This window comes from Rhizobium phaseoli (genome assembly GCF_003985125.1).
GTDB classification, from domain to species: Bacteria; Pseudomonadota; Alphaproteobacteria; order Rhizobiales; family Rhizobiaceae; genus Rhizobium; species Rhizobium phaseoli.
Genome location: NZ_ML133592.1, coordinates 24,291 through 47,711, shown reverse-complemented (window position 1 = coordinate 47,711; position 23,421 = coordinate 24,291). Strand labels below are relative to the sequence as shown.

Below are 23,421 nucleotides of genomic sequence, written 5' to 3'. Positions count from 1 at the left end.
ACGCCGCCGGGCAGGGCGGCAGGCAGGGTGAGAAGCATGGCTGGTAGCGTGAACAAGGTAATTCTGGTTGGAAACGTGGGTGCAGATCCCGAAATCCGCCGTACTCAGGATGGCCGGCCGATCGCCAATCTTCGTATCGCGACCTCGGAGACCTGGCGTGACCGCAATTCCGGCGAACGCCGCGAAAAGACCGAATGGCACACCGTCGTCGTCTTCAACGAAGGCCTGTGCAAGGTCGTCGAGCAATATGTGAAGAAGGGCGCCAAGCTCTATATCGAAGGCCAGTTGCAGACCCGCAAGTGGCAGGACCAGCAGGGCCAGGACCGCTACTCGACGGAAGTGGTGCTGCAGGGCTTCAGCTCGACGCTGACGATGCTCGACGGCCGCGGCGATGGCGGCGGCGCAAGCTCCGGCTTCGGCGGCGGCCGCGGCGGCAGCAGCAACAATGATTACGGCGACGATTACGGCGCCCCGGCTCCCTCTTCATCGCCGAGCCGCGGCGGTGGCGGCGGCAACTTCTCGCGCGATCTCGACGACGACATCCCGTTCTGATCGATCATGGTTCTGACTTTATAAGCAGCTGAGAGCATGGTGTCCTGAACGGCACCATGCTCTCTCTGTTTTCCAGCTAAGATGTTACCGCCGGCGCCGTTGTTAGTGCGGCGTCGCGCTGATCAGATTGAGCGCCGCTTTCGCGCCGTCGACGACGAACTGCACCGCAAGGGCGGCGAGGATGACGCCAAGGAGGCGTGTCAGGATCGCCCGGCCGGTGACCCCGAGGAAGCGGTCGAGCCTTTCGGCAATCAGCAGCATGAGGAAGGTCAGCAGCAGATTGGCGGCGATGACGGCGATCAGTTGGGCTTTTTCGACGGAGGTCGGCAGCGTGCCGGCAAGCAGGATCGTCGCCGAGATCGCACCCGGGCCGGCGATCAGCGGCAAAGCGAGGGGAAAGACAGCGATATTCTCGATATGATCCTTGGTGACGGCAGCCTCGCTCGCCTTCTCCTTGCGCTCTTGGCGCCGCTCGAACACCATCTCGAAGGCGATCCAGAAGAGCAGCAGGCCGCCGGCGATGCGGAAGGCGCCGATCGAAATGCCGAGCACGCCGAGCACGCCGGCCCCGAACAGCGCGAAGACGGCGAGGATGATGAAGGCGATGGTCGAGCCGCGCAGCGCCACCTGGGTGCGCTGGGCTCTGCTCATGCCGGTGGTCAGCCCCAGGAAGATGGGTGCGAGGCCCGGCGGATCGATGGTGACGAGAAGCGTCGTGAAGGCGTTGATCAATTGGTCGGCGCTTGCCATCGTCTCTCCGAAAGCCCATATGGGTGCGTGATTTTCTGCGATTGTGAAGCGGGGATTTGGATTTGGCAAATATGCCGCTGCGGCCCGCGGCGGATTTGTCCGGTCCAGCCGCACAAGTCCTGTGCTTTACCCTTTTTCGGCCGCAAAAGCCTGTTCAAAACGCGCTCGGAAATTGGCGTGGGAACAGGCTTTCCGCTATAAATCTTCAAGTGATTCTAGAAGAGATCGTGATCTGTTTTGACTGAGCAAACACCCCCCGGCGGCGGGAAGCTCCCGCCAGGCATCGAGCCCATCTCCATCATGGAGGAAATGCAGCGGTCGTATCTCGATTACGCCATGAGCGTCATCGTCAGCCGCGCGCTGCCCGACGTGCGCGACGGCCTGAAGCCCGTGCACCGGCGCATCCTCTACGGCATGTCCGAGCTCGGCATCGACTGGAACAAAAAATACGTCAAATGCGCCCGCGTCACTGGCGACGTGATGGGTAAATATCATCCGCACGGCAATGCCGCGATCTATGATGCGCTCGCCCGCATGGCGCAGCCCTGGTCGCTGCGGCTGCCGCTGATCGACGGTCAGGGCAATTTCGGCTCCGTCGACGGCGATCCGCCGGCGGCCGAACGTTACACCGAATGCCGGCTCGAAAAGGCCGCCCATTCGCTGCTCGACGATCTCGACAAGGAAACTGTCGACTTCCGCGACAACTACGACGGCACGCTGTCCGAGCCGGTGGTGGTTCCCGCCAAATTCCCGAACCTGCTCGTCAACGGCGCAGGCGGCATCGCCGTCGGCATGGCGACCAATATTCCGCCGCATAACCTGTCGGAAGTGATCGACGGCTGCATCGCGCTGATCAACGATCCGGCGATCGAGCTGCCGGAACTGATGCAGATCATTCCCGGCCCGGATTTTCCGACGGGCGCTAAGATTCTCGGCCGCGCCGGCATCCGCTCGGCTTACGAGACCGGCCGCGGCTCGGTCATCATGCGCGGCGTCGCAGCAATCGAGCCGATGCGCGGCGACCGCGAGCAGATCATCATCACCGAAATCCCGTATCAGGTGAACAAGGCGACGATGATCGAAAAGATGGCCGAACTGGTGCGCGAAAAGCGCATCGAGGGCATCTCCGACCTGCGCGACGAATCCGACCGCCAGGGCTATCGCGTCGTCATCGAGTTGAAGCGCGACGCCAATGCCGAGGTCATCCTCAACCAGCTCTATCGTTATACGCCGCTGCAGACCTCATTCGGCTGCAACATGGTGGCGCTGAACGGCGGCAAGCCGGAGCAGCTGACGCTGCTCGACATGCTGCGCGCCTTCGTTTCTTTCCGCGAGGAAGTCGTTAGCCGGAGAACGAAATTCCTCCTGCGCAAGGCGCGCGAGCGTGCGCATGTGTTGGTCGGTCTCGCGATTGCGGTCGCCAATATCGACGAAGTCATCCGCGTCATCCGCCAAGCGCCGGATCCGCAGTCGGCCCGCGAAGAGCTGATGACCCGTCGCTGGCCGGCGGAAGATGTCGAAAGCCTGATCCGTCTGATCGACGATCCGCGCCATCGCATCAACGAGGACATGACCTACAACCTGTCGGAGGAGCAGGCTCGCGCCATCCTCGAGCTGCGTCTTGCCCGCCTCACGGCCCTTGGCCGTGACGAAATCGGCGATGAACTCAATAAGATAGGCGAGGAAATCCGGGATTATCTCGATATTCTTTCCTCGCGCGTCCGCATCCAGACCATCGTCAAGGATGAACTCACCGCCGTGCGCGACGAGTTCGGCACACCGCGCCGCACCGAGATCGTCGATGGCGGCCTCGAAATGGACGATGAGGATCTCATCGCCCGCGAGGACATGGTCGTCACCGTCTCGCATCTCGGCTATATCAAGCGCGTGCCGCTCACCACCTACCGCGCCCAACGCCGCGGCGGCAAGGGCCGCTCCGGCATGACCACCCGTGACGAGGATTTCGTTAGCCGGCTATTTGTGGTCAACACCCACACGCCGGTTCTGTTCTTCTCGTCGCGCGGCATCGTCTACAAGGAGAAGGTCTGGCGCCTGCCGATTGGCACGCCGACGTCGCGCGGCAAGGCGCTGATCAACATGCTGCCGCTCGAACCCGGCGAGCGCATCACCACCATCCTGCCCTTGCCAGAGGATGAGGCGAGCTGGGACAATCTCGACGTCATGTTCTCGACGACCCGCGGCACGGTTCGCCGCAACAAGCTGTCGGATTTCGTCCAGGTCAACCGCAACGGCAAGATCGCCATGAAGCTCGAGGAGGAGGGCGACGAAATCCTCTCCGTCGAGACCTGCACGGAACATGACGACGTCCTGCTGACGACCGCGCTTGGCCAGTGCATCCGCTTCTCTGTCGACGACGTCCGCGTCTTCGCCGGCCGCAACTCGATCGGCGTACGCGGCATCAATCTCGGCGAGGGCGATCGCATCATTTCGATGACCATCGTCGGGCATGTCGATGCCGAGCCGTGGGAGCGTGCCGCCTATCTGAAGCGTTCCGCCGCCGAACGGCGCGCGACGGGTGTCGATGAAGAGGATATCGCTCTCGTCGGCGAGGAAGTCACCGAGGAGGGACAGCTTTCCGACGAGCGTTATGAAGAACTGAAGGCACGCGAGCAGTTCGTGCTCACCGTCTCCGAGAAGGGCTTCGGCAAGCGCTCGTCGTCTTACGATTTCCGCATCTCCGGTCGCGGCGGCAAGGGCATCCGCGCCACCGACACGTCGAAGACCGGCGAAATCGGCGAGCTGGTTGCGGCCTTCCCTGTTGATGACGGCGATCAGATCATGCTGGTTTCGGATGGCGGCCAGCTGATCCGTGTGCCGGTCGGCGGCATCCGCATCGCCAGCCGCGCCACCAAGGGCGTCACCATCTTCTCGACGGCCAAGGACGAGAAGGTCGTTTCGGTCGAGCGCATCAGCGAGCCGGAAGAGGACGAGACGGAAGAAGCCGTCGAGACCGCCGAAGGTGCGCCTGCTGCTGAGGAAGGTTCAGCCGGCGAAACACCGGTTGCCGATGGCGATCCGGCCGGGCCTGCCGAGGAATGATCAAGTGAAAGGGCGGCTTCGGACCGCCCTTTTCTTTTTGGGCTTAAAGCATGTTGCCCGGAAGTGTGCAGCGGTTCCGGGCGACATGCATAAAAACAAAGGGCTAAAGCGCGGCGCATGAATGAAGTTTGGTGCGACGCGCTTTAGCCTGGTTTATCCGCAAGAAAAAAGCCGGACGCTTGGGCGCGTCCGGCTTTGAATGACCCGAGGCGGCGGAAGGGTGCCGCTCTTGGGTGGGGAAGGGAGGAATGTCAGAATGCGCTATGTTTTTCGTTCAGCGCCTTTACCTCTTCACCTTCGCGCCGAAGCGCTGAAATCGTCGAGGCTACAGACACTATGAACATGACGCTGATAAGGGCGGTGAGCACTGTCAAGATCGTGAACATAGGCATTCCTTTCCTGGGGAGTTGCGTTCTCGCCCCTCAGTACTGGCCCAGTACGGCCGTGCGGGCCGAAGCATAGGGACCATAAACCTTGGACGTTTCAACCTTCTGATCATAAAGAGCGACAGTTGCGGTCAACATGCCCGTGACCATTACCATCCAGAGCACGTTAATCATCGTAATCTTGCCGGGCATCTTTAGTCCTTCCTGCCGCGATAATCGCATCTATGTGTCGGTTGAATGAACGCATCCGTTTTAAAATGGTTCCGCCGGATGTTGAGGCGGTGTTTAGCAATGCCGATCTGAAGCCTCCTTGAATGTCTCGTTCATCTGGCGTTCAGATTCGAGGCCCTTTGTTCGCGCAGCCGGCCTTGGGCGCGCACGATGGCTGCATGTTCGGCAAGCTCCGGCCGCACCCAGCTCACCTCGTAGCGATCGGCGAAAAAGCCATAGGCCATTTCGGCGGCGAGAGAGAAAGAGACGGCAAGTGCAACGAGCAGGATCAGCATGGACATGGTCTTTCGGGGAACGCCGGATGCCGGAATGGCATCGGCTGCCTTGACGATCCGAGTTAAGCAGGTCCTGTCTGAAACAGCCTTGAATGGCATGTTCATTCGCCGTTCAGCGGCGGGAAACTGCCGGGCAAATCACTTGCGGCAAGGCAGCATCCGTGACAAAAGGCGTCAAACGAACGGCCGAGCCAGATGACGACAGCTTTTTATCCTGGGTCCTTCGACCCGATCACCAACGGACATGTGGATGTTCTCGTCCAGGCCCTGAACGTCGCCGAAAAGGTGATCGTCGCGATCGGCATCCATCCTGGCAAGGCGCCGCTCTTTTCGTTCGACGAGCGGGCCGAGCTGATCCGCCTTTCGCTGGCTGAAGCGCTGCCCGGCAAGACCGGAGAGATCACCGTCGTCGCCTTCGACAATCTGGTCGTCGATGCCGCCCGTGCCCATGGGGCAACGCTTCTGATCCGCGGCCTTCGCGACGGCACCGACCTCGATTACGAGATGCAGATGGCCGGCATGAATAGGGCGATGGCGCCCGACATCCAGACCATCTTTTTGCCGGCGGGCACGGCTTCGCGGCCCATAACCGCCACATTGGTCCGCCAGATCGCCGCCATGGGCGGCGATGTCAGCGCTTTCGTGCCGTCCGCCGTCTTGCAAGCCCTCACATCCAAGCGCCCAAACTAGCAAGCAAGAAGTCTAACAAGCGCAAAGAGCAGGCGGAACCCGCCGCAACGGAGCCCATATGAAACTCTTTTATCTCGCATTCGCCGGCGTGCTGTACCTGGCCTCCTTCGCGGGGGACGCCTTCGCCCAGGCGGCCGATCACTATCTCACCATCCAGCTGAAGAACGGCCCTGTCGTCATCCAGTTGATGCCTGAGGTGGCGCCGAAGCACGTCGCCCAGATCGAGGCTTTGGCCAAGAAGGGCGAATACGACAACGTCGCCTTCCATCGCGTCATCGAGGGCTTCATGGCCCAGACCGGCGACGTTAAATACGGCAACATGGAAAAGGGTTTTGATGCCAGCCTTGCCGGCACCGGTTCCTCCGACATGCCCGACATTCCGGCCGAGTTCTCCAAGACCCCGTTCGTGCGCGGCACGGTCGGCATGGCCCGCTCGCAGGATCCGAATTCCGCCAATTCGCAGTTCTTCATCATGTTCGCCGACGGTTCTTTCCTGAACGGCCTGTATACTGTCGTCGGCAAGGTCGTTTCCGGCATGGAAAACGTCGACAAGATCAAGCGCGGCGAAGGCCAGAACGGCGAAGTCACAAATCCCGACCGGATGATCAAGGTCACCCTGGGCAAGAAGTAAGTTACGAGAGAAACGAGAGGAGAAGACAATGGCCGAGATCAAGGATCCCGAAAACACCATCATTCTGGAAACCACCAAGGGCAAGGTTGTCATTCAGCTGCTGCCGCAGGTCGCCCCTGAGCACGTCGCCCGCGTCAAGGAACTCGCCCGCGAGAAGGCCTATGACGGCGTCGTCTTTCACCGCGTCATTCAGGATTTCATGGCTCAGACGGGCGATGTCGAATATGGTAAGAAGGGTTCGGAAACCTTCAATCCCGGCCGGGCCGGCATGGGCGGCTCCTCCAAGCCGGACCTGAAGGCCGAATTCTCGGCCACGCCGCATGTGCGCGGCACCTGCTCGATGGCCCGTTCGCAGAACCCGAACTCGGCCAACTCGCAGTTCTTCATCTGCTTCACCGACGCACCCTGGCTGAACAAGCAGTATTCCGTCTGGGGTCAGGTGATCGAAGGCATGGACAATGTCGACAAGATCAAGCGCGGCGAGCCGGTTTCCGATCCGGATTCGATCGTCTCGATGCGGGTTGCCGCCGACGTCTGATTGTGATTTCTGCTGGAACCCGCCCTCGCGCGAAAGCGCTGGGCGGGTTTCGCTTTGCCTGGAAGTACCTCGATGCGCGTAGACCTTTTCGATTTCGACCTGCCGGATGAACGCATTGCGCTGCGGCCCGCCGAACCGCGCGACAGCGCGCGCCTGCTCGTCGTCAATCCGCATGCTGAAAGCGTGCATGCGGAAAGCGCGCTCTCGGATCATCACGTTTACGATCTGCCGTCGTTTCTGCGCGCCGGCGACGCACTCGTCTTCAACGACACCAAGGTCATTCCTGCCCAGCTCGAAGGCATCCGCCATCGCGACGGCGCCGGCGGCCAGCAGGTGTCGGCAACGCTGCACATGCGCGTCGGTCCCAGCCGCTGGAAGGCCTTTGCCAAGCCCGGCAAACGCATCAAGGAGGGCGACCGCATCGCCTTCGGCCATTCGGCTGAAAGCTGCTTCCTCGGCGCGCTCGATGCCACCGTCGAGGAAAAGGGCGAGGCTGGCGAAGTGACGCTCGCCTTCGATCTCACAGGCCCGGCGCTCGACGAGGCGATTGCCGCCGTCGGCCATATTCCGCTGCCGCCCTATATCGCCGCCAAACGGCCGGAGGATGAGCGCGACCGCGCCGACTACCAGACGATCTATGCCCGCGAGGAGGGCGCCGTCGCCGCCCCCACCGCCGGCCTGCATTTCACGCCTGATCTGTTTGCTGCGCTGGATAAGGCCGGCATCGAACGCCATTTCGTCACGCTGCATGTCGGCGCCGGCACCTTCCTGCCCGTGAAGGCCGACGATACCGACGATCACAAGATGCATCTCGAAAGCGGTTATGTCAGCGCCGAGATCGCCGCCCGGCTGAATGCCGTCAAGGCGAGGGGCGGGCGCATCGTCTGCGTCGGCACGACCTCGCTGCGGCTGATCGAAAGTGCGGCCAGGGAAAGCGGAGAGATCAAGCCCTGGGCCGGCGCTACCGGTATCTTCATCACACCCGGCTATCGATTCAAAGCTGTCGACATGCTGATGACCAATTTCCACCTGCCGCGCTCGACCCTGTTCATGCTGGTCTCGGCCTTCTCAGGCTTCGAAACCATGCACGCGGCCTATGAACACGCCATTTCGACAGGCTACCGCTTCTACTCCTACGGCGACGCGAGCCTTCTTTTCCGGAAAGACAAATGACCGAGAACTTCCAATTCACTCTTGACAAGACCGATGCCGGCGCCCGCCTCGGCGAAATCTCCATGCCGCGCGGCGAAATCCGCACGCCGGCCTTCATGCCCGTCGGCACGGTCGGCACTGTCAAGGCCATGTATCTCGACCAGGTGCGCGAGACCGGCGCCGACATCATCCTCGGCAATACCTATCACCTGATGCTGCGCCCGACTGCCGAGCGCGTCGCCCGGCTTGGCGGCCTGCACAAGCTCATTCGCTGGGAACATCCGATCCTGACGGATTCCGGCGGCTTCCAGGTCATGTCGCTGTCCGGCCTGCGCAAGCTCGACGAGCAGGGTGTCACCTTCAAATCGCATGTCGACGGCAGCCTGCACCACATGTCGCCGGAACGCTCCATCGAAATCCAAGGGCTGCTCGGCTCCGACATCCAGATGCAGCTCGACGAATGCGTGGCGCTGCCGGCCGAGCCGAAGGAGATCGAGCGCGCCATGGAAATGTCGCTGCGCTGGGCGGAGCGTTGCCGGGTCGCCTTCGGCGAGCAGCCGGGCAAGGCGATGTTCGGCATCGTCCAGGGCGGCGACATTCCGGCGCTGCGCATCCGCTCGGCCGAGGCGCTGAGCCAGCTCGACCTCAAGGGTTATGCCGTCGGCGGCCTTGCCGTCGGCGAGCCGCAGGATGTCATGCTGCGGATGCTGGAAACGACGCTGCCCGTGCTTCCTGTGGAAAAGCCGCGTTACCTCATGGGTGTCGGGACGCCAGACGACATCCTTAAATCGGTCGCCCGCGGCATCGATATGTTCGACTGCGTCATGCCGACCCGCTCCGGCCGGCACGGTCTGGCTTTCACCCGCCGCGGCAAGGTCAATATCCGCAATGCCCGTCATGCCGAGGATATGCGTCCGCTCGACGAACAGTCGAACTGCCCGGCCTCGCGCGATTATTCCCGCGCCTATCTGCACCATCTCGTCCGCGCCAACGAGGCGCTCGGCGGCATGTTGCTCTCCTGGCACAATCTCGCCTATTACCAGGAACTGATGCAGGGCATCCGCAAGGCGATCGCCGAAGGCCGCTTCGCCGATTTCATGGCGGAGACGATGGAGGAATGGGCGAGGGGCGATCTCGACCCGGTCTGAGTAATGCTAGCTCGATCCCGCGGGAAGCTCAGATGCTGGTCTTGGCGCAACCATAATCTTGAGCTTTCTGCGCACTGGCGCGTCGAAGTGAATGGCGACGATGCCGGCCATGATGAAAATCGCTATCACCACGACCATGCCTGATGCCAGGGAGGCCGGAAGGTCAAAGCCCTTTTGCCGCAGCAGATGCAGCAACTCGAAGAAGGGCGCGTGCAGGACATAAATCGGATAGGAAACGATCCCCAGCCAACGGAATGCCAACTCGACAAGGCCGGTCTGCCTGGTGCGCATTGCGACCCAGACAATGGCCGGGAAAATCACCAAGCACATGAAAAGATCAAAATAAGGAAAACCGTAGAATGTGCTGGCGGGTATATTCGTGATCACAATCAGGCAACCACAAAGGAAAACGCCGATGGTATTGCCTCTATGGACCGCATTCGGCGTTCGAACCTCGTACGACCTGTAAAGGCAGATCCCGAGCGAGAACGAGAACAAAATTCTCGAGAAGCCAAATCCGAAGTAGCCCGCCTGATGGCCAATGTCGAAATTGCCTCCAAGGGCTCCGTACAAGGTGATACCTGCTGTCCCGATGGCGATGGCGAGCAAGATTCTGGACGATAGTCGTACCAGAAGAACGGAAAACAGCACTCCAGCCCAGAGCTCAAAGAAGAGCGACCAACTCGGCCCGTTTAACGGAAAGGCGCCGCCCGTGCCCGCGTTTGGAATGAACAGAATTGCCCTCAGCAGAAGGCCGGCGAGGGTAAGGTAATCGAAGCCGAATTGAATTGCATAGCTGACAAGACCGACAGGCAGAGAAAGCAGATAGACAGGATAAAGCCGAATGATGCGCTGCAGCAGAAATCCGGCAGGCGTAATCTGTCCCGTTGCCAGTTGCCTTTCGTATGAACTTGCAAGCACGACGCCGCTCAAAAGAAAGAAAAGGTCAACGGCAAGATAGCTGATATTGACAGGTATCGGACCAAGGGTGCCGCCAGTGTGTAGGAACATGACCATGATGGCCGCGATTCCCCGCAACGCTTCAAGAGCCGTGAAAAATCGCTTGCCCGTATTCAACCTGCCAATCCCCCGCTGGCGGATTTTTACTCCAGCACAATTTCAAAATAGTTAGTGCGACGAATCCAGATGCTGGGCAGTGTTTCATCCAGCCAAGAACAGCGCGCCTAGATGCCCTTGCTGTCGGCATCCGGCATGATCTGCACGCCGTTGATCCGGTAGCTGCCGTCCGGCTGTCGGGTCATCTGGTAGATCGCCGTCCAGTCCCTGCCGTCTCGACCTGATATCAGCACCTCGTGGTAGATCAGCGCGCCGTTGTCGATCGATCGGCTGCGGCCGAAGGCGTAATTGCCGGGGTGATAGACCGGCTCGTAGCTCTTCTTGACCATGGCGAAGAACAGGTTCTTGTCGGGGTACATCGCCTTGATGCCGGGAGCGGCGTAGTAATAGGCTGTCTCGGCATCGTCCTTGAGGAAGGCTTTGATCTGTTCCTCGATGATCGTCCGCGTCGTGTCGATCGGATCTTCGGCGCGGGCCGAGACGGTGGAGAGGAGGGACGCGGCACACAGAAAGACAACTGCGAAGAAGGCGCGCATGGGTTTGTCTCCAGCTCTATCGGGGAATGATCCCCGATAGAGCGGAAGTGTAGGCCATTTCCAGCGCAAGGAAAGCGAACTTTATGACCAGCGCCGGAAGAGGGCGCTGGCATTCACCCCGCCGAAGCCGAAACCGTTGGTGATGGCATAGTCCATCGCCACGGGGCGCGCCGTCTTGCCGACGATATCGATGCCTTCGGCATCAGGATCGACCTTTTCCAGGTTGCGGGTCGGTGGCGCGATCTGGTCGCGCAGCGCCAGGATGGTGAAGATCGCCTCCAGCCCGCCGGCGGCCCCGAGCAGATGGCCGGTCGCCGATTTCGTCGCGCTGACGGCAATGGCGCCATCGCGGCCGAAGACGGTGCCGATCGCAGCGATCTCGCCTTTGTCACCGACCGGTGTCGAGGTGGCATGCGCGTTCAGGTGTTTGACCTCGGACGCCGGGATCTTGGCCTGCCGGAGCGCTGCCTCCATCGCCCGGCGTGCGCCGTCGCCATCCTCGGGGCCTGATGTCATGTGGTAGGCGTCCGCTGCCGTGCCGTAGCCGACGAGTTCGGCAAGCGGCGTCGCCCCGCGGGCAAGCGCATGCTCCAGCGTCTCGATCACCAGGATGCCGGCGCCTTCGCCCATGACAAAACCGTCGCGGGCCGTGTCGAAGGGGCGTGAGGCGAGCTCCGGCGTCTCGTTGAAACCGGTGGAAAGGGCGCGCGCAGCGGCAAAGCCACCAAGACTCACCTTGTCGATGCAGGCCTCGGCGCCGCCGCAGATCACCACATCAGCCTCGCCGGAACGGATCAGCCGCGCCGCATCGCCGATCGCCTGGACACTGGCCGCGCAGGCCGTCACCGGAGCGCCGAGCGGGCCCTTGAAGCCGTAGCGGATGCTGACCTGGCCGGCGGCGAGATTGACGAGGAAGGAAGGCACGGTGAAGGGAGACAGCCGCCGCACGCCGCGCGTCTCGCCGATCCGCACCGCTTCAGCAATGGCAGGAAAGCCGCCGACGCCCGAGGCGATGATCGTTGCGGTGCGTTCACGTTCCCCTTCCTCGGTCGGCATCCAGCCGGCCTGCTTCACCGCTTCTTCCGTCGCCGCCATGGCGAAATGGATGAAGCGGTCCATCTTCTTCTGGTCCTTGGGTGTGATGTAGCGGTCGGGGTCGAAGCCCGCCTCGACATCCTCGGTGATACCGAGAACGATACCGCCGACCTTGGCCGAGAGTTCGCCGACGACATCCTCCGACAGCACCCTCAGACCCGAGGCGCCGCCGACAAGGCGTTTCCAGGCGGGTTCGACGCCGGTCGCGAGCGGCGAGACAAGTCCCATGCCGGTGACAACAATGCGGTCCATGATATTTTCCTCTCTATGCGTCGATGCCGAGATACCAGGCACGCATGCGGGCGATCCGCGCACGTACCTCGTCATCGGCTGCAGGGCCTGCAAGCAGGCTGGTGTTTTCGGGTGTCACTTCTTCGCCGGTCCGTGCGTCGACCAGCATGGTTTGGCGCTCTCTGCCGGAGGCGGCGTCACTGAGCAGAAAGGAGAGATCTTCCTCCGGCATGTGGCGGTTTCCCCAGGAAAACAGCGTCATCAGCACCGGAAAGAAATCGCGGCCCTTGTCCGTCAGCCGATATTCGTAGCGGGCAGGGCGCTGCTGGTAGAGCCGTCGTTCGAACAGCCCCTGATCGGTCAGATGTTTGAGCCGCCGCGTCAGGATGTTCGGCGCCACGCCGAGGCTTTTCTGGAATTCATCGAAGCGCGACAACCCCTGGAAGGCATCACGCAGGATCAGAATGCTCCACCAGTCACCGACGCTGTCGAGCGCGCGCGCCGCCGGGCATTTGAATTGACTGAAGCTCGTCCGCTGCATGGAAATGTCATTACAGCAGTGACTTTCATGATGCAAGTTACTTGAGAGGTGACGGCCTTCGGCGAGGATCGCGCTTTGTGCGCCCACGGACTTCAAACTCAACGAGCAGCGACTTGAGCTCGACCTCCCGAACGCGTCGTGCCGCTTCATCGGGGCTGACCCATTCGAGAATGCGCTGGCCTTGCTCCTTGAAATCGTCGCTGATCTCGGTGACTTCAACCTGAAACAAATCGACGATGCAGGGGGCTACGTCACCATCGTCGAGTTCTTTCAGATAGGTGTAGCGGCCGACCGGCTTTTTCCTCACCGCCCCGCGCACGCCGGCTTCCTCCCAGGCTTCGATCGCCGCCGCTTCAAACGGTTTCTTCCCTTTCATCGGCCACCCTTTCGGAATGACCCAGCGCGCACTCTCGCGCGATGTGATCACCAGGATTTCGATCCCCGGTCCATCATTGGCGTAGCGGAAGCAAATCGCGCCGTATTGTTGGCGGAATGCCCCCGAAAACAGCTTGGCAGGCACGGCGGCGAGTTGCCGCAGCAATGGCTGAGACTTGTCTGGTCGAGGCTTGCTGCGTTTTCTCGGAGTCTTCATGGCGATTGGGGATTGTTGAAATTGCTGATTCTTCACCCGCCTGAGCGTGTTCATGGCAGATTATGACAATCGCTTGTATGCGCAACCATCCGCCGTTGTCGGCCGTACGCTCGCCGCCACGTAGCCTGCCTCTACAATGCGGTGCTATTACCGTCGCGTAGAATTGAATTGTGAATCGCCAACAGCTCCGGATAGGCGGAAACGTTGCTGGCAAGGACGGGATGCCCCTTGAACAAATCTTCGCCTTCGGTCGGGAAGGGCAGGTACCCGCCCCCAGCTTCTTTGACCAGGCAATAGCCCGCCATGCAGTCCCAAGCCCGCATGTGAGGTTCATAATAGCCGACAAGACGCCCTGCCGCCACGTAGGCAAGCATCAGCGCTCCGGAACCGTTCCGAATGAACGTGCCGCCGCGGGCGAGCAAAGCCGTTATGATGGAGCCGACAACGTCCGGAGCGACATGCGTATTGCAGCCAATGCCCGTCATGGCGTTCTGTATCGTGCGGGAGGGATCGAGCAAAAGCGTCTCGTCATTCAAGCTCGCGCCAAGGCCAAGGGCGGCGGCATAAAGCTCGTTCGCGCAAGGCACCTGGATCACGCCGACGACCGGGATGCCCTGGTGCAGGACAGCGATCGAAACGCACCAGGTGGGCATGCCATTGACGAAGGGCGCGGTGCCGTCGATTGGATCGACAACCCAGGTGTAGCCGGAACGTCCGGCTTGATGGCCGAACTCCTCGCCGAGGAAACCGTCCTCGGGAATTGCTGCTGCAACCTGCTCGCGCAGGAAGGTCTCGACGTTGCGATCCGCGATCGAGACGACATCCTGAAGATCGCGCTTTGTCTCGATTACGAGAGTCTCGCGCCTATTGAAATAGTCGAGCGCCAAAGCACCAGCTTCCGCAGCAAGGGATTTGGCCAGGGTGAAGCGTCGCTCCAGGTCGCTGTCATGCATCGTCATATTGCTATCCTTTATTCGCATTCCAAATGTTTCAGGCCCAAATGTTTCAGGCCCAAATGTTTCAGGCCCAAATGTTTCAGGCATTGATCAGCGCAATGCCGCGGTTCTCGAACCCGAGTGTGACATCGCTCGCAGGCGGTAGGTTTCTGTCGACGGCATGGTCGATGATGAAGAGCGTTCCGACATCGGTTTCGATCTCATATTCGACATGTCCGCCGAGATAGGCACTGTGGAGTACGCGTCCCGACAGCCCGCGCTGGCCGGCTGCCGCTATGGTGATCGATCCGGGCCTGACAGCGAGTTTTGCCATGCCGGGCTTTGCGCTGCGGCTTGGCAAACGATGATCCACACCGGCCACGCGGATAAGCGCCTCCGTCCCTTCGACGCCGATCACCTCGCAAGGGATGACATTGGCCTCGCCCATGAAATCGGCGATGAAGGACGATGCCGGCGCTTCATAGAGCTCACGCGGCGTCCCGGACTGGGCAATCTCGCCATCCTTCATGACGATGATGCGGTCTGACACCGCCAGGGCCTCATCCTGGTCATGGGTAACGTAAACGGCGGTGAAGCCGAGCCGCTGCTGCAGTTCGCGGATTTCCGTGCGCACCCGGCGGCGCAGGCGGGCATCGAGGTTGGAGAGCGGTTCGTCGAGCAGCAGCACCTGCGGCTCGAGCACAAGCGCGCGGGCAACCGCGACGCGTTGCTGCTGGCCGCCGGAAAGCTCGGCCGGCAGGCGATGGCCCATGCCCGCAAGGCCGACGAGATTCAATCCTTCCTCGGCCTTTTCCCGCGCTTCCTTCTTGCCGAGGCCCGACGACTGCAGACCATAAGCGACATTATCCAGCGAAGTCATATGCGGAAACAGGGCATAGGACTGAAACACCATCGACACGTCGCGCTCATTGGCGGGCAGCATGGTAACGTCGGCGCCGCCGATCAGAATACGTCCGGATGTCGGATGCTCGAGCCCGGCCAGCATGCGCAGCGTGGTAGTTTTGCCGCAGCCGGATGGGCCGAGCAAGGTCACGAGCGTGCCCGGCTCGATCGAGAGGGAAAGGTCGGGAATGGCCGTGAATGCACCGAAAGACTTGCGGACATTCTGGAAGATGACGGAACCGGGTTTGACGGTGATCATGCTGTTTTCTCCTGACCGAGAGGAATAGAGGGAGCTGAGCTGGTGCCGGCGACGCGATTTTCGCGGCGTAGGCGGCGCTCGCCGACGACGAGCTGGAAGCCGGCGATGACAATGCTCATCACCACGATCAGCATGGATGAATAGGCGATCGCCACGCCGTATTCGCCATTCTCGACGAGGCCGACGATATAGGACGTGGCCATGTTGTATTCCGCGCTGACGAGGAAAATGACGGCGCTGATCGAGGTTATGGCGCGCACGAAAGAGTAGACTAGGGCAGCGGTGATGGCTGGCCGCAGCAGCGGCAGGATCACCTTGCGGATCGTCCGGAAACTGTCCGCACGCAAAGTGAGCGACGCCTCGTCCAGGCTCTTGTCGAGCTGGCTCATCGCCGCGATCCCGCCGCGTACGCCGACCGGCATGTTGCGGAAGACGAAGCAGAGGATGAGGATCAGCGCCGAGCCGGTCATCTCGATCGGAGGCAGGTTGAAAGCCATGATGTAGCTGACGCCGATGACCGTTCCGGGAATGGCGAAGCTCATCATCAGCGCGAATTCGAAGATGTTCCGCCCGACGAATTTCTGCCGTACGATGATATAGGCCGTGAGCAGGCCCACCGCAGCGGTCAGGGGCGCGGAGACGAGCGCGATTTCCATCGTCGTCCAGAAGGAGTTCCACGCCACGCCGGTCCACGCGACCCCGCCATTGTCGAGACCGATCGAGAAGGCGCGAGCGTAATGGTCGAGCGTCAGCGAGTTGTCGAGGCCCCAGGTTTTCACGAAGCCGCCGACCAGGATCATTCCATAAACGATGACGGTGAAAATCATCCACGGAACGACCACCGCATGCACGGCAATGGAGAGGCCGCGCGGCAACGCGATGTGAGCGCCGCTGTCGCCCTTGCCGGTGACCGTGGCAAAGCTTTTGCCCGATAGCCAGAGACGCTGAGCGAGGAATGCCGAGAGCGTGAAGCAGAGGAGCACAATGGCAAGAACGGCCGCGCGCGACGGATCGTTCTGCGATCCGACGACCGCAAAAAAGATTTCCGTCGAAAGTACGCCATGCGTGCCGCCAAGCACGAGCGGATTGCCGAAATCGGCCATGCTCTCGATGAAGCCGATCAGGAAGGCGTTGGCGAGACCCGGCTTCATCAGCGGCAGGGAGACGCGCCAGAACGTGCGCCAGCGGCCGGCACGCAGGGTCTGCGATGCCTCTTCCATCGAGGGGCTGACGCCTTCGACGACGCCGATAAGGACGAGGAAGGCGATCGGCGTAAAGGAGAGCACCTGGGCGATCCAGATGCCGGTGAGCCCATAGAGCCAGCGGCCTGGCTCGATACCCAACAGACTGGACAAGGCCTCGGTAATGACCCCGGCGCGGCCGAACAGCAGCGTCAGCGCCAAGCCGATGACGAAGGGCGGTGTGATGATCGGCAGCACCGTCAGCAGGCGCAATCCCTTTTTGAACGGAAAGCGCGTGCGCGTCGCCACCAGCGCAAAGCCAAGGCCGAGCAGGGTCGAGCCGGAAGCGGTCATGACGGCGAGAAGGAGCGTGCGCCAGGCAACGCCGCAACGTTCTTCGCCCGCTATGCAGCCGAGGCTCCAAATGCCGGGGTCCTGAATGTTGCGTATAAGGCCATCTGGATTGAAGGAGCCATCGAAGTCCTGCACCGAAGCGATGAACATGCTGCCGATCGGGTAGAAAACGAAGACGGTGACCAGAAACGCGAGAATGCAAATCGAGCCGACGATGAAGGCATCTCCCCTCATCACCCCGCGTTCGGCCAGTCCGAACGCAAAGAGGAGAACGAAGACGAGCGCCAGGAGGACCGCGCCGGCACCCATCGACGGCTGTCCCTCGGACAATATGCCGAACAGGTTTTCACTGATTGCCCAGGTCCAGCCGGAAAAGCCGATCGCCAACCCCTGCAGAGACAGGAAGACGAAGCCGACGGCGCCGAGCGAGGCGAGCAAGGTTCCGCGCCGCATCGGATCGCGCACCAGGCGCGCCAAACAGCCGAGCAAATATAGCAGGACCACACCGGCAAGCCAGGTTCGTCCATGCTGCAGGATTTGCAGCAGCCCTGGCGCCGTATCGGCGGAGAACGGGAAGGCAGACAGCCACTTGAATCCGAAAAAGCCGCCCTCGATGCGATACCACGGGACCAGGATCAGGGCAGATGCCCCCAGGCCAAGGACGATGTCCAATCGGCGATTGCCACGTCTCATGGCATACCTCGCTTATTTCACGTTGATGAAATGGGAGAATCGAGCGGCACCCCGGATCCGTCCGGGATGCCGCGCCACTCGTGGATCTTCAGTTGGCAACGGCGCCGACTTCCCGGTCCCAGCGCTCCAGCAGGGCCTTGCGCTTTGCCGGATCGCCATAGGTCTTGAAGTCGTAGTCGATCAGCTTGATGTCCTCGAACTTCGGCGCCTCCTTCGGCACCTCCGCCGATTTGTTCGACGGCAGCTGGAAGGACTTGGCATCCTTCATGCGCGATTGCACTTCGGGCCGCAGCGCCCAATCGTACCAGACCTTGGCGTTGTCGAGATTGCGGGCGCCTTTGATGATCGACATGGAGCCGATTTCATAGCCGGTGCCCTCGCATGGCGCGACCGATTTGACCGGAAAGCCTTCGGCGGTCTGGGCGACGGCGTCATGCATGAAGACGATGCCGAGGGCCGTTTCGCCCCGTGCCGCCGCCTTCACCGGAGCCGATCCGGACTTGGTGTATTGCGAGACGTTGGCGTTCAGTTTTTTCAGATAGTCGATGGCCTGGTCTTCACCCATGATCTGCACCAGCGAAGCGAGAGCCGTATAGGCAGTGCCCGAGGAGTTCGGATTGGCGATCTGGATTTCGCCCTTCAATTCCGGCGCCAGGAGATCGGCCCAGCAGCGGGGCTCCTTGTAACCCTTGGTCTTGAAGATCTCGGTGTTGTAACCCCAGCCGAGTGCACCGGCGTAGACACCGACCGTCTTGAAGCCGGTGCTCTCCGCCTGCTTTTTGGCCCAATCCTGCAACTGGTCGAGCATCGGCGACTTGTATTCCAGCGTCAGGTTTTCCGATGCTGCCTGGACATGCGGATCTCCCGTGCCGGCCCACCAGATGTCGGTCTTCGGGTTGCGGGCCTCGGCGCGTATCTTGGCATAGGTCTCGCCCGACGACAGGCGCACCATATTGACCTTGATGTCGTGAGCCTTTTCGAAGTCGCCCTGCATCTGCTCGCAGATGACGACATCGGCCGAGCAGATGAGGTTAAGCTCGCCGGCGGCCTGGACCGAACCGGCAGCCAGCGCCGTTCCGGCAAAAAGAAGCGTGGAAAGAACTATCAGTCGCATGGGTATCCTCCTGTTGCTTGCGTCTGAGAGGGTGTTGGGTCAGCGGCACAAGCGCTGCCCGTCGCGGCGCGTCGATCGCACCGTGTTGTCGAGTTCGGATGAAAGTCGGATCCCGGCCTATTGGGTCGGGGAGATCTCGGTGTCGAAGCGGGTCAACAGCCGACTTCGCTCATCGGACAAGCCGAATGTTGCAAAGTCATAATCCACCATCTTGATCATGGTGATGTCGGGCGCGGCCGGCGGCAGAGCCGCTTTGGCGTTCGACGGAACCTGGTTCTGGCCGGCCGCAGCGCCTGTCGCCTGACCTTCGGGACTGAGGGCGAAATCGACAAATGCCTGGGCGGCCCTGGCATTGCGGCTACCCTTGACGATGCTGACCGCGCCGATTTCGTAACCCGTTCCTTCGCAGGGAGCGACGATGACCAGCGGCGCGCCCGCTTCCTTCAGGGTTACCGCGTCATGCATGAACGAGATGCCGATCAGGACTTCACCGCGGGCGGCAGCCTTTACCGGCGCCGCGCCGGACCTAGTATACTCGACGATATTACGGTTGAGGGCGGCCATGTACCGGAACGCCTCCTCTTCGCCGAGGAGCTGCACGAGGGTGGCCAGCATTGTGAAAGCGGTTCCGGAGGAATTCGGATTGCCGGACTGGATATGGCCGCGATAGACCTCTTTCGTCAGGTCCTGCCAGCAGGTCGGAGCCGGAAGCTTCAGCGCTGCGAGGAGATCGGAATTATAGGCGAAACCCAAAGCTCCCGCATATATGGCGGCCGACCGGGAGCCGGACATAGCAAAAAAGTTCTGCGCCCAAGGCAGCATATCGTGTTCATGGTCGGGCTGGTATCGATCGAGCAGATCCTCTGAGGCAGCCTGCAGATGGGCATCACCGGTTCCACCCCACCAGACATCCACTGTCGGATGGGATTTTTCGGCCCGGATCTGATCGAGTATGTCGCCGGTGCTCTTGCGAACCATCGAGATATCGATACCCGCGCGGGCTTCGAACGCTTTTTCCATGGCCATGCACCAGGCTTCGTCGACGCCGCACAGGACGTTCAATCGCGCCTCGCTCATGCCTTGGCTTGCGCCGCACAGCCAGAAAGCCATGCCCGCAGCAAAAGCGGTCAATATTCTCACGCAAGCCTCCCTGGAACCTCCCGTTCCAATCTCCACAGCCAGCATGTCAGATCTTCGCGTCACCGCAATCGAAGAATGGTTACCGATTTTTCATCGCCGGGCGGAGCGACGTTACATTCATTACAAATGTGACAAACCTCATCATCAGAGTGTCTTTGAACATTGGCGGCAGCATGCCTATGATGGCGCCGGGAGGATCAAGCGGTGCTGAATCAGAAGGTTCGAATTCTGATCGTCGAGGACGATCCGGATATGGCGGAACTTATCTCCGATCTCGTCGAGGCCGAGGGGTGGATTCCGACCTGCGCGGGATCCGCCGAGGAGGCGACCGATATCCTGGCGCGAGAGCAGATACATCTGGTGCTTGTCGACCATAACCTGCCACGGACATCCGGCCGAGCGTTCGCCCAAAAACTGCGGTCGGAGGCCAATATCGGCATCGTCATGGTGACGGCCGCCGGCAGTGCCGCCGATCGTGTCCTCGGCCTGGAAACCGCTGCGGACGATTATGTCGTCAAGCCATTCGAACCGATCGAACTGACGGCCCGCATCAAAGCTGTCTTGCGGCGAACCGTGCCGTCGCTGAAACAGGAAAAGGAGAGTGAGCGGGAGCACGAACGCCCCTCTCTGCTGCTTGGCGATTGGGCCATCGACCTGATGGGCCGGCAAGCCGTCTGCCTCGCCGACCGCAGCAAAACGCTGACGACGGCCGAATTCGCCCTGCTTGAAATCCTTGCGCAGACTCCCAACCAGCCGGTGAGCCGGGCGCAGATCCTCGATCGGCTTGGCTCGGAAAGCGATCGCTACATCGACCGCAACGTCGACGTCCTGGTTCTGCGGCTCCGGCGGAAAATCGAACGCAATCCCGACCTCCCGCGCCATATCAAGACACGACGCGGAAAGGGCTATGTCCTGCACACCGGCGATGGCGAGCCGTCCGCGTGATCAGCCGCTCCTTTCTGTCGTCGATTGCCTTTCGCTTGCCGTTCGCGATCGCCTTCATCTGCTTCCTGGTGTTCAGCCTGTCGGCGATCGCGATCTACGGTCTGCAGCGCGCCCGTGACGAGATGGCAGCTTACGGCCTGCAGGCCTTCACAAGCCTCGCCAAGGCCTCGCTCGTTTCCCGGCAAGTCTCCGATCTGGTGTCGAGCGCGCCCTTCCTGATGAACTCGACCTCGCCATACCGGGTGGCGAGCGAGAGCCGCGCTGTCGTGCTGCAGGTCGACAGCCTGCTGAAGACGGCCGCGCCTCACGGAGCAGACCAGGCTGCCCGCGGCTTTGCGAGCCCGAGGATGCTTGAGCTTCTCGATCTTATCAGGACACAGACGCTTGTGCTTGCCAGGGACGCCGACGCTGCACAAAATCACAAGGCTGAAGCGGCCGCGGCGCTGGGGGAGGTGGCGACCGGCAAAGGCATCGTCGATCACGAGCTGCGCCGTCAAGTGAATGGAATCGTGCAAGCGGCTTCCACCTCCGACAGTCTTTTCCAGCTCGGTGAACTTCGCAGACGATACGTGGCGGATACGACGGCCGCGCAGGGGAAAACCGCGGCCGATTTGAGGATTTCGCCTGCCGAGCTCCAGCCGTATGAGCGTGTATTCGAAGCTCAGACACGATACCTCTTGAACATGTTCGCGATCCGGGCGGCGGTCGCAAAGCTGCATGCTGTCTCACGCGACCTCTCCCATGCAACGGAGACGCAAAGCGATGCAGTTGCACGCCAGCTGAACGACGATCTGCTTTCGACCTCCGATGCCTTGAGCCGACTGCTGGTAACCGTGGCCTTGGCTTTCCTGCTCGTGCTCGTAATGGCAATTTTTTCCGTCCGGTCGGTCATGCGTGTGTCACGGGGCATCGTGGCGCTGTCGAACGGCATGAATGCGCTCGCCAAGGGCGAAAACGAAGTGGGTCCGCCAGCCTACCGTGGAAATGAAACCGAGCTTGTGCGTCTGCTGGACGCCTTCCGCGCCTTCAAGGACAGCGTGGATCGCGTGTCTCGATTGAGACGCACGGCAGAAGCCGCCGCTCGCACCATCCGTTCAACCTTTCGCAATATGAACGAGGGGATTGCGCTTTTCGACAGGATGGGGCGACCGATCACCATGAACAGGCGGATCATCGAACTGTTCGGCCATTCGGGTTCCGCGCGCAAATTGCCGCTGCGCCGGTTTGTCGAGCCGGTGCCGGAGATTGATCCCGCTTTGCTGCCCTCCGATCCGGAGCGCGGCGCCCTGCTGGAACGTGCAGTCGTCCGCCATCGCACCAGCGACCAGCGGGTGATCGAGATCTCCATGTCACGACAGCCGGAGGGCGGCATCGTTCTTCTGGCACGCGACGTCACGTTGATGGATCGACAGGAGGCGGAAGCGGCAAAGGTTCAGCGACTAGACGGCATCATGCGCATGACGCATCAGGTGAGCCACGAAGTCGGCAACATGATCGGGATCATCACCGGCAGCCTCGGCCTTCTCGAGCGTGAAACCGGCTTCAACGATCGGCAGAAACGCAACATTGCGCGAATTCGCAAGGCTGCCGAGCGAGGACGGTCGCTGGCCGGCAGCATGCTGTCGATCGGCAGCCAGCAGCCATTCCATCCAAGCCGGGTGGATGTCGCGAGCCTCCTTCGCGGAATGGCCGATATCCTGGAGATCGCTGTCGGCGCAAAGTGCCATATCAAGCTGGACCTGGATGCCGGCCTGCCGGTCGTATCGCTCGATGCGGCCCTTTTGGAGCAGTCCGTTCTGAACCTCTGTCTCAACGCTGCGGCAGCGATGCCGACGGGAGGCGTCATCGCTATCGGTGCAACGGCAAAGGAAGACACATTGCTGATCTCGGTGACCGACAGCGGCATAGGCATGAGCCCAGAGGTCGTAGACAAAGCTTTCGAACCCTATTTCACCACACGAGGCGGACATGGTGGAGCAGGGCTTGGTCTGGCCATGGTTTACGGCTTCGTCCGTCAGAGCGGCGGAGAGGCATCTATCTGTTCCTCTCCCGGGCAAGGAACGACCGTCAAGCTGGGCTTCCCCACAGATTTGCGCTAGTTCGCATCGCCGCCGAAAATCCGTGCGAGCAGAATGCCGGTGACGAGCATGCCGGCCGCCACGAAGATCGTATCGCCCGGCGTGCCGATATAGAGCGGCCCGATATTGGCAAAGAGCAGGAAGGCGACGAGGAAATTCGCCCAGCCCCAGACGACATTCGCCGTCGGCGAACTGGGCATCGCAAATGGAGTGCGGAAGCGCCGGCCGCTGACGCCGTTGACGAAATGCGGGATGCCGTTGGTCAGAAAGGCGGCTGCAATGAAATGGGCGATATAGGCAATCCAAGGCAAGGGCTTCTCCGCTGTTGCGAGTG

General features: G+C 61.3%; 23 protein-coding genes. 9 read left to right on the top strand and 14 right to left on the bottom strand.

Annotation, left to right across the window (positions count from 1 at the left end):
• Positions 1 to 36 precede the first annotated feature (36 nt).
• Positions 37 to 552, top strand: a complete 516-nt coding sequence (locus EFD56_RS28570; RefSeq protein ID WP_004671899.1) for a single-stranded DNA-binding protein — start codon at positions 37 to 39, stop codon at positions 550 to 552.
• Positions 553 to 654: 102 nt separating this feature from the next.
• Here the strand turns inward: EFD56_RS28570 and EFD56_RS28565 are convergent, their stop codons facing one another.
• Positions 655 to 1,302: a MarC family protein gene (locus tag EFD56_RS28565; RefSeq protein WP_004671901.1), complete on the bottom strand. Its 648-nt coding sequence runs from the start codon at positions 1,300 to 1,302 to the stop codon at positions 655 to 657.
• Positions 1,303 to 1,539: 237 nt separating this feature from the next.
• Here EFD56_RS28565 and gyrA point away from each other — a divergent pair, with 237 nt between their 5' ends.
• On the top strand, positions 1,540 to 4,362 hold the full coding sequence (gene gyrA / locus EFD56_RS28560; protein ID WP_085742504.1) for a DNA gyrase subunit A: 2,823 nt from the start codon (positions 1,540 to 1,542) through the stop codon (positions 4,360 to 4,362).
• A 422-nt stretch (positions 4,363 to 4,784) separates the two neighbouring features.
• On the opposite strand, the gene EFD56_RS32830 is transcribed toward gyrA, so the two are convergent.
• Together EFD56_RS32830 and EFD56_RS28555 are read right to left on the bottom strand one after the other, a co-directional pair.
• A complete protein-coding gene (locus tag EFD56_RS32830; protein WP_164736875.1) occupies positions 4,785 to 4,940 on the bottom strand; it encodes a hypothetical protein in 156 nt (51 codons plus the stop codon).
• A gap of 131 nt (positions 4,941 to 5,071) precedes the next feature.
• Complete coding sequence (locus EFD56_RS28555; protein WP_126906899.1) at positions 5,072 to 5,359, bottom strand: hypothetical protein; 288 nt, start codon at positions 5,357 to 5,359, stop codon at positions 5,072 to 5,074.
• Between the two features lie 90 nt (positions 5,360 to 5,449).
• Between EFD56_RS28555 and coaD the strand changes: the two genes are divergently transcribed.
• The 5 genes from coaD (at position 5,450) to tgt (ending at position 9,413) form a co-directional block, all read left to right on the top strand.
• Complete coding sequence (coaD, locus tag EFD56_RS28550; RefSeq protein WP_064818226.1) at positions 5,450 to 5,944, top strand: pantetheine-phosphate adenylyltransferase; 495 nt, start codon at positions 5,450 to 5,452, stop codon at positions 5,942 to 5,944.
• A gap of 58 nt (positions 5,945 to 6,002) precedes the next feature.
• Complete coding sequence (locus tag EFD56_RS28545) at positions 6,003 to 6,575, top strand: peptidylprolyl isomerase (protein ID WP_126906898.1); 573 nt, start codon at positions 6,003 to 6,005, stop codon at positions 6,573 to 6,575.
• 28 nt (positions 6,576 to 6,603) lie between these two features.
• Positions 6,604 to 7,113: a peptidylprolyl isomerase gene (locus EFD56_RS28540; RefSeq protein WP_004671916.1), complete on the top strand. Its 510-nt coding sequence runs from the start codon at positions 6,604 to 6,606 to the stop codon at positions 7,111 to 7,113.
• A gap of 72 nt (positions 7,114 to 7,185) precedes the next feature.
• Positions 7,186 to 8,286 (top strand): tRNA preQ1(34) S-adenosylmethionine ribosyltransferase-isomerase QueA, encoded by a 1,101-nt coding sequence (gene queA, locus EFD56_RS28535; protein ID WP_126906897.1) that lies wholly within the window; start codon positions 7,186 to 7,188, stop codon positions 8,284 to 8,286.
• The gene (gene tgt, locus EFD56_RS28530; RefSeq protein ID WP_126906896.1) at positions 8,283 to 9,413 is read left to right on the top strand and encodes a tRNA guanosine(34) transglycosylase Tgt; all 1,131 of its coding nucleotides are present in this window, start codon (positions 8,283 to 8,285) and stop codon (positions 9,411 to 9,413) included. Before queA ends, tgt begins: the two co-directional genes overlap by 4 nt.
• Before the next feature lie 6 nt (positions 9,414 to 9,419).
• Here the strand turns inward: tgt and EFD56_RS28525 are convergent, their stop codons facing one another.
• From EFD56_RS28525 to EFD56_RS28480, 10 genes are all read right to left on the bottom strand, one after another.
• Positions 9,420 to 10,490 (bottom strand): acyltransferase family protein, encoded by a 1,071-nt coding sequence (locus tag EFD56_RS28525; RefSeq protein ID WP_126906895.1) that lies wholly within the window; start codon positions 10,488 to 10,490, stop codon positions 9,420 to 9,422.
• A gap of 107 nt (positions 10,491 to 10,597) precedes the next feature.
• The gene (locus EFD56_RS28520) at positions 10,598 to 11,026 is read right to left on the bottom strand and encodes a DUF4864 domain-containing protein (protein ID WP_010017904.1); all 429 of its coding nucleotides are present in this window, start codon (positions 11,024 to 11,026) and stop codon (positions 10,598 to 10,600) included.
• 81 nt (positions 11,027 to 11,107) lie between these two features.
• Positions 11,108 to 12,373 carry a beta-ketoacyl-ACP synthase II gene (fabF, locus tag EFD56_RS28515; protein ID WP_085742507.1) on the bottom strand — a complete coding sequence of 422 codons (1,266 nt, stop codon included), beginning with the start codon at positions 12,371 to 12,373 and terminating at the stop codon, positions 11,108 to 11,110.
• Positions 12,374 to 12,386: 13 nt separating this feature from the next.
• Complete coding sequence (locus EFD56_RS28510) at positions 12,387 to 12,893, bottom strand: winged helix-turn-helix transcriptional regulator (RefSeq protein WP_085742508.1); 507 nt, start codon at positions 12,891 to 12,893, stop codon at positions 12,387 to 12,389.
• A gap of 37 nt (positions 12,894 to 12,930) precedes the next feature.
• Positions 12,931 to 13,485 carry an NUDIX hydrolase gene (locus tag EFD56_RS28505; protein WP_004671930.1) on the bottom strand — a complete coding sequence of 185 codons (555 nt, stop codon included), beginning with the start codon at positions 13,483 to 13,485 and terminating at the stop codon, positions 12,931 to 12,933.
• Positions 13,486 to 13,616: 131 nt separating this feature from the next.
• Positions 13,617 to 14,444, bottom strand: coding sequence for an inositol monophosphatase family protein (locus tag EFD56_RS28500; protein ID WP_085742509.1), 828 nt, complete (start codon positions 14,442 to 14,444; stop codon positions 13,617 to 13,619).
• Between the two features lie 76 nt (positions 14,445 to 14,520).
• Positions 14,521 to 15,582, bottom strand: a complete 1,062-nt coding sequence (locus EFD56_RS28495; protein WP_085742510.1) for an ABC transporter ATP-binding protein — start codon at positions 15,580 to 15,582, stop codon at positions 14,521 to 14,523.
• The gene (locus EFD56_RS28490) at positions 15,579 to 17,810 is read right to left on the bottom strand and encodes an ABC transporter permease (RefSeq protein ID WP_064818232.1); all 2,232 of its coding nucleotides are present in this window, start codon (positions 17,808 to 17,810) and stop codon (positions 15,579 to 15,581) included. Before EFD56_RS28490 ends, EFD56_RS28495 begins: the two co-directional genes overlap by 4 nt.
• 88 nt (positions 17,811 to 17,898) lie before the next feature.
• The gene (locus tag EFD56_RS28485; protein ID WP_064818233.1) at positions 17,899 to 18,924 is read right to left on the bottom strand and encodes an ABC transporter substrate-binding protein; all 1,026 of its coding nucleotides are present in this window, start codon (positions 18,922 to 18,924) and stop codon (positions 17,899 to 17,901) included.
• A gap of 117 nt (positions 18,925 to 19,041) precedes the next feature.
• The gene (locus EFD56_RS28480) at positions 19,042 to 20,034 is read right to left on the bottom strand and encodes an ABC transporter substrate-binding protein (protein WP_064818234.1); all 993 of its coding nucleotides are present in this window, start codon (positions 20,032 to 20,034) and stop codon (positions 19,042 to 19,044) included.
• A gap of 234 nt (positions 20,035 to 20,268) precedes the next feature.
• Between EFD56_RS28480 and EFD56_RS28475 the strand changes: the two genes are divergently transcribed.
• Complete coding sequence (locus EFD56_RS28475; RefSeq protein ID WP_010008897.1) at positions 20,269 to 21,009, top strand: response regulator transcription factor; 741 nt, start codon at positions 20,269 to 20,271, stop codon at positions 21,007 to 21,009.
• Entirely contained in the window at positions 21,006 to 23,108 is a 2,103-nt protein-coding gene (locus tag EFD56_RS28470; RefSeq protein ID WP_085742511.1) for a sensor histidine kinase, read from the top strand. Before EFD56_RS28475 ends, EFD56_RS28470 begins: the two co-directional genes overlap by 4 nt.
• On the opposite strand, the gene EFD56_RS28465 is transcribed toward EFD56_RS28470, so the two are convergent.
• Positions 23,105 to 23,398, bottom strand: a complete 294-nt coding sequence (locus tag EFD56_RS28465; protein WP_085742512.1) for a hypothetical protein — start codon at positions 23,396 to 23,398, stop codon at positions 23,105 to 23,107. The genes EFD56_RS28470 and EFD56_RS28465 overlap by 4 nt on opposite strands.
• Between the last annotated feature and the right edge of the window lie 23 nt (positions 23,399 to 23,421).